Raw genomic sequence first — 12,616 nt, 5'->3', positions numbered from 1 at the left:
GTGAAACGGCTTCCTGGAATTGCGTTATTTCAAAGAGTTAAATCATTTCATTCAACGAAATGATCTAGACGAGCGCCGCAATCGCAGCGCGGACCGCCTGTTCGTCCATATCATGCAGGCCGATGACGACGAGGCGCGTGCCGCGCTTTTCGCCGGCACCCCAGGCGCGGTCATAATACTGGTCGATACGGGCGCCGACGGCCTGGATCAACAGACGCATCGGCTTGCCGGGCACATCGGCAAAACCCTTGAGGCGCAGCACGTCGTGCTCTGATATCACGCCCTTCAGGCGATCGATGAAGGCGGCCGGATCGGCGATCGCGCCGAGCTCGACGACGAAGCTGTCGAACTCGTCGTGGTCGTGCTCCTCGCCTGCCTCATGCTCCATCTCGTGGTGCGACTTGCGGTTGGCGATCTCGCCTTCCGTGCCGACGCCGAGGCCAAGCAGGATCGCGGCGGCGACTTCGCCGTTCTTCGCCTCGATCATGGTCGGCTTACGGCTGATGCGCGAGGCGACTTCGTCGCGCACGGCCTTCAGGCCGGAAGCGTCGATCAGGTCGGCCTTGTTGAGAACGATGAGGTCGGCGGCAGTAAGCTGATCCTCGAACAGTTCCTCGATCGGGCTCTCGTGGTCGAGATTGTCGTCCTCGACGCGCAGCGCATCGACCTTGTCGTGGTCGTCGGCAAAACGGCCGGCGGCAACGGCCGCACTGTCGACAACGGTGACGACGCCATCGACGGTGACTTCGCTGCGGATGTCCGGCCAGTTGAAGGCGGCGACCAGCGGCTGCGGCAGAGCGAGGCCCGAGGTCTCGATGATGATGTGATCAGGACGCTTCTCGCGCTCGAGCAGCTTGGTCATGGTCGGGATGAAATCGTCGGCAACGGTGCAGCAGATGCAGCCATTGGTGAGCTCGATGATATCGTCCTCGGTGCAGGCCTCGGCGCCGCAGCCCTTCAAGACGTCGCCATCGACGCCTAGATCGCCGAACTCGTTGATGATCAACGCAATGCGCTTGCCGTCGGCGTTCTGCAGCAGGTTGCGGATCATTGTCGTCTTGCCGGCGCCAAGGAAGCCGGTGATGACGGTCGCCGGGATCTTGCCGTGGCTGGCCTTCGCAGTGGTCATGGATCAACCCTTCATTTTCAGCGGCAAACCGGCCGCGATAAAGTAAACTTCAGCGGATTTCTCCGCAACGATCTGGTGAAGCCGGCCGGCATGGTCGCGGAACTCGCGGGCCATGCGGTTCTCGGGCACGATGCCGAGGCCGACCTCGTTGGAAACAAAGACGAGGCGCGCCTGGGCCTCAGGCAAGTATGCGGCAAGGGCTGCGAACTCCCCCTCGATGTCGCGCGCCTCGAGCATGAGATTGGTGACCCACAGCGTCAGGCAGTCGATCAGCACGACATGGTGGGGGTCATCGATGCGCCTGAGGATGCCGACGAGATCAACCGGCTCCTCATGTGTCGTCCAGCCTTGGCCGCGGCGCGTCTTGTGATGGTCGATGCGCGCACGCATTTCGTCGTCCCAGGCGCGTCCCGTGGCGACATAATGCATGGTGAGCCCGGACGCTTCGACAAGCGTCTCGGAAAAGCTGGACTTGCCGGAACGGGCGCCGCCGAGGACCAGAACGGGTCCGGCGCTGGGATTGCTCATCGTTGCCTCAATCCGCCAAAGTCAGCGGCAGATGGCAACAGCCGTTCGACGCGCCGGCGGCGCGTTCTGGAAAGTATCTGAGAGCCAAAACAACCTCCGTGATGGCGTTGGAGACGACACGTCTCCTCGGGCGGAATGCCCATGTCGGGTGGCAGGTCTCCTGGCTCACGGCGTCACGGACCCACATCGCCTCGCCCGTGAAGGCGAGGTTTCGATGTCAGGACCCGAACGGCCCGCCTCACCTTCCCGGCGCTTTCCAGTCTCGTGAAAGGCGGACGATTCGTAGAAGAAGAGGCGTCCAACCCGGCTGATCACGATGCCACGCCAGTGGCTTTTCCGGCTTAATCCCGAACCGCCCCGATTGCCCATGCAATCGGCCGACAGCCCGTTATTGAACCCGATGGCGAACCCTGACCGTTCTACAGTCGCGGGGTCGGCTGCGATAAGGATGCCCGATTTGGGTCCATCCGTCACATTCCCAATTATTCCCCCTGATCGCCACGACAAGGGGGAACCATCCAACACCAGATGATTAGGAAGCGGGCGCCGCAAAGTCAATCGACGCTTGCGACACCCAGGCCGCCGAGTTGCGCCGCGCGACAATTTTGCCGGGCGAACGCAGCGCGGCGCACGAACGAATGCGGCGCCGCGAACGAACATATTTTAGCAATACCAGATGTTGCGATAGACTAGCGCCCCAAGGGGTATCGTTTATCCGGTAGGCAAATGGAACGCAGGCTCGCCGCCGTGATGATTGCCGACGTTTGCGGCTATGGATTACTCACCCAAGCCGACGAAGAGGGTACCTGCGCCCGTTTTCAGACCGACCTGCACGACCTGTTTGAACAAAGGATCGCCGCCCATCGCGGTCGACTGATCAAGACCATGGGCGACGGCCTACTGGTGGAATTCCACAGTGTCGTCGAGGCGGTTCGCTGCGCCGTGGAAGTGCAGCGCGTCAAATCCAAAAGCCGTGGCGTCGACGCGGGCCGGCTGGAATTCCGTATCGGCATCAATCTTGGCGACGTGATTGTCGAAGGCGACGACATCCAGGGCGATGGCGTCATCATCGCCGAGCGTCTGCAGAGCCTTGCCGAACCGGGCGGGATCGTCATTTCCGGCACCGCCTACGACCAGGTCGAGAAGCACCTCGATGTCGGTTTCGTCTTTCTCGGCGAACAGCACCTGAAACACATCGAAAAGCCGGTGCGAACCTATCGCCTCTGGCTGGACGAAGCCCACGCCGCCAAGGCAAAGGTCAGGACACGCCATGCAAGACGCTGGGCGGCCTTCGCAACGGCTGCGGTGGTGTTTGCGGCCGCAGCCGGCGTGGCTTGGTGGCGCCCATGGGAGCCGGCGGCGGAGAGCCGCCTGGAGCAGGCATTGGACCTGAGCGTGGCAGACAAGCCGTCGATCGCCGTGCTTCCGTTTGCCAATGTGAGCGACGATCCCAAGCAGGATTTTTTCGCCGACGGCATGACCGACGGCCTTGTCACCGAACTTGCCCAGGTGTCCGGTCTGTTCGTCATCGCGCGCAATTCGACCTTCACCTACAAAGGCAAATCGGTGACGCCGAGGCAGGTTTCGGAAGAACTCGGCGTCAGATATGTGCTTGAAGGCAGCGTACAGCGCGCCGGAGAACAGCTTCGCATCAACGCCCAGCTCATCGATTCACTCAGTGGAGGCAACGTCTGGGCCGGAAAGTTCGACGGTTCACTCTCCGATGTCTTCGCGCTGCAGGACGAGGTCATGCGCGGGATTGCCGAAGCGCTGGCGCTTCGGCTGGACCCTGACCAGCAAATGGCCTTCGGGCGCAAGGAAACGGCAGTGCCGGCGGCCTTCGATGCGTTCCTGCGCGGCTGGGAACACCACCGGCGCACGACCCCCGAGGACTTTGCAAAGGCAGTGCCCTATTTCGAGCAGGCAATTGCGCTCGATCCTGCCTATGGACGCGCCTATGCGGCGGCGGCCATGGTCTACGCGCGCATATACCTGTGGCGCTGGCACTATCAACTGGGCATCCCGCGCTTCGAAGCAAGAGCGAAGGCGAGGCAGTATCTGCGGACCGCGCAAAAGCATAGAACGGCACTCGCCTATCAGGCGGCCGCGCTGCTGTCGGGAGCGGACTGGCAGCATGCCGATGCGCTCGCCGAACTCAGGCAAGCGATTGCACTGGAACCCGGCGACTCCTGGAGCTACGCGCTGACGGCGTTCGTGCTGACCTCCGCCGGCCGCCCGGCCGAGGCCCTGCCCTATATCCGCACGGCCATCCGCCTCGATCCGCACTCTCCGTCCTTCTTCCTGTACGTCCTGGGGCTGACGCAGTTCAGCCTGGAGGATTTCGAGGCGGCAGCGGCGGCAGCGAGACGGAGCATCGAACTCAATTCGAAGGATGATGGACCTTTCCTTCTTCTCGCCTCCGCCGCCGGACATCTCGGCCATCGCGCCGAGGCGGAGGCGGCGGTCAACCGCTACAACGCGCTTCGCATCAGCCGCGGCGGCACTGCTGTCTGCATTTCAGCGCACCCGCCGCTGGATCTGGCCCAGCCGCTTGCCAGCGAGCGGTTCTATCAGGGCCTGCGCCTGGCAGGCGTTCCCGAAACCTTGATGAACGCCGACTTCGCCGCCAGCAACAGGCTGTCGGCCGATGACGTCCGTTCGCTGTTCTTTGGGCATCAGTTGCGTGGACGCATGCTGGACACAGGCGAGGAGCACGAGGCAGTCATATCAACGGAGGGCATAGCGAGCTTGACCGGAGACTGGGCCTCCATGGGCGCTGGTCGCATGAGCGGCGTCGAGGTCAGGTTTGAGAAGGACGAAGTTTGCTTCCTGTGGCTGAAAACAACGAACCTCTGCGGCATGGTGCTGCGCAACCCCGGAGGAACAAGGGCCAGGGAGAACGAGTACATCTGGTACCACGGCGACAGGGCCTTCACATTTTCGCAGGTCCGCTGAAGCTTTGCGCTACAGGCTACCTCACCCGCTCCAGCACGCTGAATTGAAAGGACTGCGTCGAGTTCCACGGCGTCGTGTGCTGGTGCATGACATGTTCGACAAGCCGGAACGATAGCCCGATCGTCTCGGCCAGAGCAGCCGGATCGTAGCGCACCACTGGCAGGCCGCTGCAGCGTTCCGGGCCATCGGGTGCGAAGGTGGCGATGATGGCGTGCCCGCCCGGCGCAACGGCGGCGGTCAGCCGCTTGACATAGGCAGCCCGGTCGACCGGATCGGTGAGGAAGTGAAAGGCGGCGCGGTCGTGCCAGATGTCATAGGTCCGTTCCGGCGTCCACCCGGTCACGTCGGCCGCGATCCAGTCCACCTGACCGGCGCGCCCACCAAGCCTCGCCCGTGCAGCCTCCAGCGCCGCCGGCGAAAGATCGAGCACCGCGACCGCCTTCATGCCCTCGTCGAGCAACGCGTCGACCAGGCGCGAGGCGCCGCCGCCGATATCGATGAGCGACGACGTGGCGATCGTCGCATGTTTCCGGATAAGGTCGAGCGAAACCGCGGGCGTGTCCTCGTACCAGCTGACGCCCGCCTCGCCCTTGGACTGGTAGGCATTGTCCCAATGGACCCGTCTGTCTTCGTCATGCATCGAAACACCTGTTCGTTCGCGCTCGCGGCCACCGGGCTCGCCGCCGTGTCCTTGATGAATTCTACAGCGGAACGACAAAGCCTGTGGGCTTTTCCGTAAGCTGCGCGCTCGGCCCGGTCAGAACGCCTGGTCTACCCGGTCATCGCGGCGGGTCAGCAATCAGCAATTACCGTCCGAGCAGTCCATCCAGCCAGCGCCGATCGAGTACGGCTTCCAGTTCGCCGGCGACGTCGTCAAGCGCCGCATCGACCGACTGGCGATAGTTGCTCCCGCCGCCTTCAATGCCGAAACTCTTCAGCAGCGCTGCGCGATAGGCGTCGCTTGCAAACAGGCCATGCAGATAGGTACCCATCACCCGGCCATCGGCTGACAGCGCGCCATCCGCACGGTTGTCGATGCGCACGGAGGGCCGGCCGCAATCGGCGCCCTCGGTGCGACCGAGATGGATCTCATAGCCCTCAAGTGCCACATCGTGTTCCAGCGACCAGGCGCGACTGTTGCGCACGGTCTTTTCCGGCGCCATCTCCGTCTCGACGTCGAGCAGCCCGAGGCCCTCGACCGCACGCTCGCCGCCCTCGATGCCGAGCGGATCGATGACTTTCCGGCCGAGCATCTGGTAGCCGCCACAAATACCGATGACCCGGCCGCCGCGACGCACATGGCGCTCGAGATCGCGGTCCCAGCCCTGCGCCTTAAAATCGATGAGATCGCCGATGGTCGACTTCGATCCGGGAATGACGACGAGGCCGGCGTCAGAAGGGATCGGGCTGCCCGGCCGCACGAAGACGAGATCGATTTCCGGCTCGGCCGAGAGCGGGTCGAGGTCGTCGAAATTGGCGATGCGCGACAGCACCGGCACCGCAACCTTCAGCGCCCGCCCCTCGCCGCGCGTCAGCTTCTCCAGCACGACCGAGTCCTCTGCCGGAAGCCGCGCCGCTGCCTTCAGCCACGGCACGACGCCGAAGCACGGCCAGCCGGTGAAGCGGTTCACGGCAGCGATGCCGTCATCAAAGAGCGTGACATCGCCGCGAAACTTGTTGATGAGATAGCCGGTGACCATGCGCCGGTCTTCGTCCGAAAGGATCGCGTGCGTGCCGACGAGCGAGGCGATGACACCGCCGCGGTCGATGTCGCCGACAAGCACGACCGGCACATCGGCGCGCGTCGCAAAGCCCATATTGGCGATGTCGCCGGCGCGAAGGTTAATTTCGGCCGGCGAACCGGCGCCCTCGACCACCACGAGGTCGGCACCCGCCGATATCTGTTCGAAGCTTTCCATCACGGCGCCAAGAAGCTTTGGCTTCAGCGCCTGGTATTCCCGGCCCCTGGCCTGGCCTGCCACTTTGCCCTGGACGACGATCTGGCTGCCGACATCCGACTGGGGCTTCAGGAGCACCGGGTTCATGTGTACGGAGGAAGGCACGCGGGCGGCGAGCGCCTGCAGCCATTGCGCCCGGCCGATCTCGCCGCCGTCGTCCGAAACGGCGGCGTTGTTCGACATGTTCTGCGGCTTGAACGGCCGGACCTTTAAGCCCTGATTGGCAGCAAGCCGGCAGAGCCCCGCCACCAATACCGATTTTCCGACATCCGAGCCGGTTCCCTGCAACATGATCCTGCGTGTCATGGAGGCATCGGTAACACTGAAAGGCTCAGCGGCAAAGGTCTGTTTCGACACGATTTCGCCGCAATCGAACAAGGCCGCTCACGCAATGTTTCGCGCCTTTGCAAGGCTTGTCGAAAATGTCGCGGCGGCTAGCCGAATTGCGACATCGCATGGCGAGTTTGGTATTCAGTTTTTCGCAGTGCACACCTATATCAGCGACATAGCAACACGCCCCGGAGCATAGGGCTCCGGCCTCTCAAGGTTCACGTCCATGCTGTATATCTTCAGCAAGCCCAACTTCGTTCAGATCGCCTGGAACTCCAAGGTTCCGTCCAGCCAGTCGCGCGTGCGCAACCTCGTCGCCGACGCACCCTTCGGCCCGCTCGGCTTCATCCGCACGTCGAACGTCGGTTAAGCTCGCGATCGGGGGTGTTCTTCGCCCCTCGAAGCTCTCCTCCCGCCGCCCCTTACGGGGCGGTTTTTTTGTGCGTGCCGATGAGCCTGAAAATGCGAAGGCCGCATCAACCTCGACAGAGGGATGCGGCCGCCAAAAAACGCCTGGTCACTTCGGAGTAACGCACCGAAGGTTCGCTCGAGCCCGGGACGCTCTACCTGATCCGGACCCGCGGCAGTTCCCCCGCCGCGAGAAGAACAATTAGCTTCACATCGTTACCGGATGGTTAGTGAGGACTTAATCAAAGATGAATTCCGGCTTTTTTTGAATTTTTTTCGCGACATGCGCGACAAATCCGGTGACGCAATCACGACAGGAAACGTCACGATCTCGACAGGGCTCGCAGCGAGACTGCCTCTCGCGCCAGTTTTTGCGGCAGGAATTGTCGCTATTGCTTAAATTAGACGCCATTCACGCGCGAAATGCCGAGCCGGCGATGTCGCAGACAGAACGCACTATCCCCGCCCACCGCCGGCTCATCCGATTGAAGAGGTTGATTTCTCAACGAGAATACTTAGGCTTGACGAGCGGATAAGAGGAGACTGGTCGGCGACAGGGTTCCGCGACCAGAGCTTGAAAACGAACTCCCGTACCGCCCGCAGTAGGGGTGACCCTTGGCTTGTCTGATGCCGAACCTCACGCTGCACGTTTACTCCGGGTGACGGGGGATGCGTAGCACCCCACCGACCCCCATTGGAACTTTGGCTGCAAAAAAGACTGGGAGGTCTTGCAACATGAAGAAACTCCTCGCTTCCACCTTTCTCGCCGCGGGCCTCTATGCTCTGGCGGGCTCCGCGCAGGCTGCGGAATGTGGTGAAGTCAGCATTGCCGAAATGAACTGGGCTTCTGCCGGCGTCGCCGCCCAGGTGGACAAGTTCATTCTGGAAAACGGCTACGGCTGCACCGTGACGCTGGTCACCGGCGACACGATGCCGACCTTCGCCTCGATGAACGAAAAGGCCCAGCCCGACATGGCGCCGGAACTCTGGGTCAACGCCGTGCGCACGCCGCTTGATGCCGCGATCAAGGAAGGCCGCCTCATCGAAGCTGCCAAGATCCTGAGCGAAGGCGGCGTCGAGGGATGGTGGATCCCGAAATTCCTTGCCGACGCGCATCCCGACATCAAGACCGTACAGGACGCGCTGAAGCACCCCGAGCTCTTCCCGGCACCGGAAGACGCCAGCAAGGCTGCGGTCCACAATTGCCCCTCGGGCTGGAACTGCCAGGTTTCGACCGCCAATCTCTATCGCGCCCTGAACGCAGAGAAGGACGGCTTCCTGCTGGTTGATACCGGCTCGGCCGCCGGCCTCGACGGCTCGATCGCCAACGCGTTTGAAAAGAAGACCGGCTGGCTCGGCTACTACTGGGCGCCGACGGCCATCCTCGGCAAGTACGAGATGACCCGCCTCTCCTTCGGCGTCGACCATGACAAGGCCGATTGGGACGCCTGCACCGCGGTGCCGGATTGCCCGACCCCGAAGGTCAACTCCTACCCGGTTTCCGACGTCTTCACGGTCGTGACCAAATCCTTCTCCGAGAAGGCCGGCGTCGCGATGGATTACGTCAAGGCCCGCAAGTGGGACAACGGCACGGTCAACAAGGTGCTGGCCTGGATGGACCAGAACCAGGGCACCAACGAGGATGGCGCCAAGCACTTCCTCGCCGAGTTCCCGGACATGTGGACGCAGTGGGTGAGCCCGGAAGTGGCCGAAAAGGTCAAGGCGGCGCTCTGACCGCCAGGTGAAGGCAGGCGCGTCGTGGAATCGGCCGCCTGCCCGTTCCGGTTTCGCTACCGGAACTAAGGAGCGATACGGCGTTCTTGCGGGTCCGTTTTTGAACGCCATCGTCCCAGAGGCGGCGAACCGTGGCCCTTCGCGTCGCTAACAGATAAGCGGACGCCACATTTCGCTGACACAGTTTAAGTGCCGGGGCCCGGAGAGGTCACCCAAATGTGCGCCGTCGTCGATCCGATCGATGCCGAGACGCAGCCGGCTTTCAAAAAAACTTCCGGCCAAGAAGGGGAAACAAATGGCCTCTATCTGCAGTGTCTTGCCAGCGTTGCTCTGCAAGTTCCCTGCCATTGACGAAAGCACGATCCGCCTGGCGCGCAAGGCCGTCGACGATAGCTTCAAGGGCTTCGTGCGATCCTACGGCAATGCGATCGACACAGTGGTCCAGCCGCTTCAATGGTTCCTCAATTATCTCGAAAGCCTGTTCGTCGGCTCGCCCTGGATCGTGATCCTGGCCGCCATGGTCGCGGTTGTCTATTTCGGCAGCCGCAACATCGGCATCACCATCGGCACGGCGCTGTCGATGATCGCCATCGGGCTCGTCGGCCTGTGGAACGACACGATGGTGACGCTCGCCATGGTCACCGTCTGCACACTCATCTCGATCCTGGTCGGCATACCGATCGGCATCGTGATGGCCCGGTCGGACCGTGTGCAAGCCTTCATCAACCCGATCCTCGACGTCATGCAGACGATGCCGAGCTTCGTCTATCTGATCCCGGTCGTCATGATCTTCGGCATCGGCAAGGTCCCAGGCCTCATCGCCGTCGTCATCTACGCCGTGCCGCCGATGATCCGGCTCACCAATCTCGGCATCCGCCTCGTCGACAAGGAAGTGCTTGAAGCGGCCGACGCCTTCGGTTCCTCGACCTGGCAGAAGCTGAAGAACGTTCAGATGCCACTGGCTCTGCCCACCATCATGGCCGGCATCAACCAGACGATCATGATGTCGCTGGCAATGGTCGTCGTCGCATCGATGATCGGCGTCGGAGGTCTCGGAAAGAATGTGCTGCAGGCAATCGCCAACCAGTTCTTCACCGTCGGCTTCCTCAACGGCTTTGCCCTTGTCGGTATCGCCATCATTTTCGACCGAACCAGCCAGGCCTTCGGCAAGCGGCTGCAGAAGCACTCGGAGGTTATCCATGGCTAGTCACGCGATCGAGGTGAAGAACCTCTACAAGATCTTCGGGCCCCGCGGCGCCGACTTCGTCGACGCCGTCAAGAAAGGCATGGGCAAGGCCGAGCTCAACGAGCAGCACGGCCACGTGCTCGGCCTGCAGGACATCAACATCTCCATGCCCGCCGGCGGCGTGATGGTGGTCATGGGGCTCTCGGGCTCCGGCAAGTCCACCCTCATCCGCCACATCAACCGGCTGATCGACCCGACCTCGGGCGAAGTGCTCTACGACGGCGTCGACGTCTGCAAGATGAGCGACGCGGATCTCCGGGAATTCCGCCGCCACAAGACGGCGATGGTGTTCCAGAAGTTCGCGCTGCTGCCACACCGCACCGTGCTCGACAACACCGTCTACGGCCTCGAAATCCAGGGCGTCGAGCGCAAGGAAAGCGAAAAGCGCGCCCGCGGCTGGATCGAGCGCGTCGGGCTCAAGGGCTTTGAGAACCATTACCCGAACCAGCTTTCGGGCGGCATGCAGCAGCGCGTGGGCCTCGCCCGCGCGCTCACCAACGACGCCGACATTCTGTTGATGGACGAAGCCTATTCCGCGCTCGACCCGCTGATCCGCGTCGACATGCAGACCGTGCTGCTCGACCTGCAGAAGGAACTGAAGAAGACGGTCGTGTTCATCACCCACGACCTCGACGAGGCGCTGCGCCTCGGCGACAAGATCGCCATCCTGCGCGACGGGCGCGTGGTGCAGCAGGGCACCGGCCAGGAGATCGTGCTTTCGCCCGCCGACGACTACATCACCGCCTTCGTCAAGGAAGTGAACCGCGGTCGCGTCATCAATGTCGAGACGATCATGCGGCCGCTCTCAGGCAACGCGGAAGGCGTGCCGCTCGTCACCGGCACGGTGCTTGAATCGGCCGCCCGCACCATGACCGCCGCCCGTGTCGCGACCGCCCATGTGGTCGATGTCAACGGCCGGCCGATCGGCGCGCTCGACCTCTCCGCCATCATCGCCGCCATGGTGACACCGGTGAGCCACGAGGATCGCGTGGCGGCGTGATTCGATCACGATTGGGGCAGCCACGTCACCTGGCGAGGCGCCCCTCATCCGCCTGCCGGCACCTTCTCCCCGTTTTGACGGGGAAAAGGGACATGCGGCAACGCCGCGTTTCAACTTGCTCAGCGATAGCGTCTTGATGTCGGAAAAGTCGTCGGAACGCCTGCCTGAGGACTTGCGGCCGCAGTTGAACTCGTCCCCTCTCCCCGCCTGCGGGGAGAGGGTTAGTCCTCGGGTTAAACCCGAGGAGAGGGGCAAACTCTCACGCCAATCTGCGGCAATATGAACGACGAACCGGGAGAAATCGCGCGTCAGTTCGTGGTCGTCGTCGCTGTCGCAGCCGCCGGTTCGGCAACGCTTGCCGCACTCGCGTCTTCCTTCGGCGGCAGGAACTTGTCGAGCAGGCCGATCATCTCGTCATCGCGCGCCTGCGCGGTCTTGCCGCCCATGACGACGGCGACGAGCCGGGTGCCGCCACGTTTGGCCGACGTGACGAGATTGTAGCCGGATGCGTCGGTGTAGCCGGTCTTGATGCCGTCGACGCCTTCATAACGCTTCATGACGTTGTTGTGGCCGCGCAGCTTCATGCCGCGAAACTCGATCGTCTTGTTGGCGAAAAGCTGGAACTCCTGCGGAAAGTCGCGCATCAGCGCGAGGCCAAGTGTCGCCATGTCGCGTGCGGTTGTCACCTGGGCCGGGTCCGGCAGACCATTGGCGTTTTTGAACACCGTGCGGCTCATGCCGAGCGTCTTGGCCTTCCGCGTCATCATTTCGCCGAAGGCGGGCTCGTTGCCGGCGAGCGTTTCGCCGATGACGACGGCCGCGTCGTTGGCGGAAAGCACGACCATGCCCATGACGGCTTCGCGCACGGTGATCTGGCGTCCGGCGCCGACGGCAAGCTTGAACGGCTCGAGGCCGTTGGCGTGTTCCGATACCGTCAGCTTCTGGTCCCATTGCAGGGTGCCGTTCCGCAGCGCTTCAAAGGCGAGATAGATCGTCATCATCTTCGTCAGCGAGGCCGGAAAGTTCAGCTCGTCGGCATTGTCGGATTCAAGAACCGAACCGGTTTCGGCATTGACGACAAAATGCGCCTGTCCGGCGCCGGCAAAGGATGCGCTGCCAAGCAACAGGCTCACGGAGACCGCGGCAGACGCGACCATACGGATAAGGGACTGCATATCGTGTTTTCTCGTTTCGACGCTATCGAACGACCTCGGGACGAAAATCGTGATCGAATTATGGAAGACATGCCGCAGAACACGGCAACGGCCGCGTTTTCCACGGCCGAGACACCCCGCCTTTTTAAGGGCAGGAGGCCAGCGCGGCAAGGA

Annotated in this window: 10 protein-coding genes and 1 riboswitch; of the genes, 5 read left to right on the top strand and 5 right to left on the bottom strand. The window is 62.7% G+C overall.

Going from position 1 to position 12,616, the window contains the following annotated elements; translation table 11 throughout:
* Positions 1–64: 64 nt before the first annotated feature.
* A complete protein-coding gene (cobW, locus tag BBX50_RS06960; protein WP_065774586.1) occupies positions 65–1,129 on the bottom strand; it encodes a cobalamin biosynthesis protein CobW in 1,065 nt (354 codons plus the stop codon).
* 3 nt (positions 1,130–1,132) lie between these two features.
* Positions 1,133–1,657, bottom strand: a complete 525-nt coding sequence (gene cobU / locus BBX50_RS06955; protein ID WP_065774585.1) for a bifunctional adenosylcobinamide kinase/adenosylcobinamide-phosphate guanylyltransferase — start codon at positions 1,655–1,657, stop codon at positions 1,133–1,135.
* 132 nt (positions 1,658–1,789) lie between these two features.
* Positions 1,790–2,191: riboswitch (cobalamin riboswitch) on the bottom strand.
* Between the two features lie 192 nt (positions 2,192–2,383).
* On the opposite strand from cobU, the gene BBX50_RS06950 reads away from it, so the two are divergent.
* Positions 2,384–4,612 (top strand): adenylate/guanylate cyclase domain-containing protein, encoded by a 2,229-nt coding sequence (locus tag BBX50_RS06950; protein ID WP_065774584.1) that lies wholly within the window; start codon positions 2,384–2,386, stop codon positions 4,610–4,612.
* A 16-nt stretch (positions 4,613–4,628) separates the two neighbouring features.
* Here the strand turns inward: BBX50_RS06950 and BBX50_RS06945 are convergent, their stop codons facing one another.
* A complete protein-coding gene (locus BBX50_RS06945) occupies positions 4,629–5,252 on the bottom strand; it encodes a class I SAM-dependent methyltransferase (RefSeq protein ID WP_065774583.1) in 624 nt (207 codons plus the stop codon).
* Positions 5,253–5,418: 166 nt separating this feature from the next.
* On the bottom strand, positions 5,419–6,876 hold the full coding sequence (locus tag BBX50_RS06940; RefSeq protein ID WP_065774649.1) for a cobyric acid synthase: 1,458 nt from the start codon (positions 6,874–6,876) through the stop codon (positions 5,419–5,421).
* Positions 6,877–7,126: 250 nt separating this feature from the next.
* Here BBX50_RS06940 and BBX50_RS30425 point away from each other — a divergent pair, with 250 nt between their 5' ends.
* The 4 genes from BBX50_RS30425 (at position 7,127) to BBX50_RS06925 (ending at position 11,288) form a co-directional block, all read left to right on the top strand.
* A complete protein-coding gene (locus BBX50_RS30425; RefSeq protein WP_139108537.1) occupies positions 7,127–7,270 on the top strand; it encodes a hypothetical protein in 144 nt (47 codons plus the stop codon).
* 773 nt (positions 7,271–8,043) lie between these two features.
* Positions 8,044–9,042 (top strand): ABC transporter substrate-binding protein, encoded by a 999-nt coding sequence (locus BBX50_RS06935; protein WP_065774582.1) that lies wholly within the window; start codon positions 8,044–8,046, stop codon positions 9,040–9,042.
* A 295-nt stretch (positions 9,043–9,337) separates the two neighbouring features.
* Positions 9,338–10,249, top strand: a complete 912-nt coding sequence (locus BBX50_RS06930) for a proline/glycine betaine ABC transporter permease (protein ID WP_065774581.1) — start codon at positions 9,338–9,340, stop codon at positions 10,247–10,249.
* Positions 10,242–11,288 (top strand): glycine betaine/L-proline ABC transporter ATP-binding protein, encoded by a 1,047-nt coding sequence (locus BBX50_RS06925; protein ID WP_065774580.1) that lies wholly within the window; start codon positions 10,242–10,244, stop codon positions 11,286–11,288. Before BBX50_RS06930 ends, BBX50_RS06925 begins: the two co-directional genes overlap by 8 nt.
* Before the next feature lie 308 nt (positions 11,289–11,596).
* On the opposite strand, the gene BBX50_RS06920 is transcribed toward BBX50_RS06925, so the two are convergent.
* Positions 11,597–12,463, bottom strand: a complete 867-nt coding sequence (locus BBX50_RS06920; protein WP_065774579.1) for a D-alanyl-D-alanine carboxypeptidase family protein — start codon at positions 12,461–12,463, stop codon at positions 11,597–11,599.
* Between the last annotated feature and the right edge of the window lie 153 nt (positions 12,464–12,616).

The sequence above is a fragment of the Ensifer sp. LC11 genome (assembly GCF_001695835.1).
GTDB lineage: Bacteria > Pseudomonadota > Alphaproteobacteria > Rhizobiales > Rhizobiaceae > Ensifer.
This window is presented reverse-complemented; position numbering and strand designations above follow the sequence as displayed.

What these genes read in the sequence shown, in the direction of transcription:
- BBX50_RS06920 (WP_065774579.1), bottom strand. Translation starts at nt 12,463, where the DNA reads ATGCAGTCCCTTATCCGTATGGTCGCGTCTGCCGCGGTCTCCGTGAGC.
- BBX50_RS30425 (WP_139108537.1), top strand. Translation starts at nt 7,127, where the DNA reads ATGCTGTATATCTTCAGCAAGCCCAACTTCGTTCAGATCGCCTGGAAC.
- BBX50_RS06935 (WP_065774582.1), top strand. Translation starts at nt 8,044, where the DNA reads ATGAAGAAACTCCTCGCTTCCACCTTTCTCGCCGCGGGCCTCTATGCT.
- BBX50_RS06925 (WP_065774580.1), top strand. Translation starts at nt 10,242, where the DNA reads ATGGCTAGTCACGCGATCGAGGTGAAGAACCTCTACAAGATCTTCGGG.
- cobW (WP_065774586.1), bottom strand. Translation starts at nt 1,129, where the DNA reads ATGACCACTGCGAAGGCCAGCCACGGCAAGATCCCGGCGACCGTCATC.
- BBX50_RS06930 (WP_065774581.1), top strand. Translation starts at nt 9,338, where the DNA reads ATGGCCTCTATCTGCAGTGTCTTGCCAGCGTTGCTCTGCAAGTTCCCT.
- BBX50_RS06945 (WP_065774583.1), bottom strand. Translation starts at nt 5,252, where the DNA reads ATGCATGACGAAGACAGACGGGTCCATTGGGACAATGCCTACCAGTCC.
- cobU (WP_065774585.1), bottom strand. Translation starts at nt 1,657, where the DNA reads ATGAGCAATCCCAGCGCCGGACCCGTTCTGGTCCTCGGCGGCGCCCGT.
- BBX50_RS06940 (WP_065774649.1), bottom strand. Translation starts at nt 6,876, where the DNA reads ATGACACGCAGGATCATGTTGCAGGGAACCGGCTCGGATGTCGGAAAA.
- BBX50_RS06950 (WP_065774584.1), top strand. Translation starts at nt 2,384, where the DNA reads ATGGAACGCAGGCTCGCCGCCGTGATGATTGCCGACGTTTGCGGCTAT.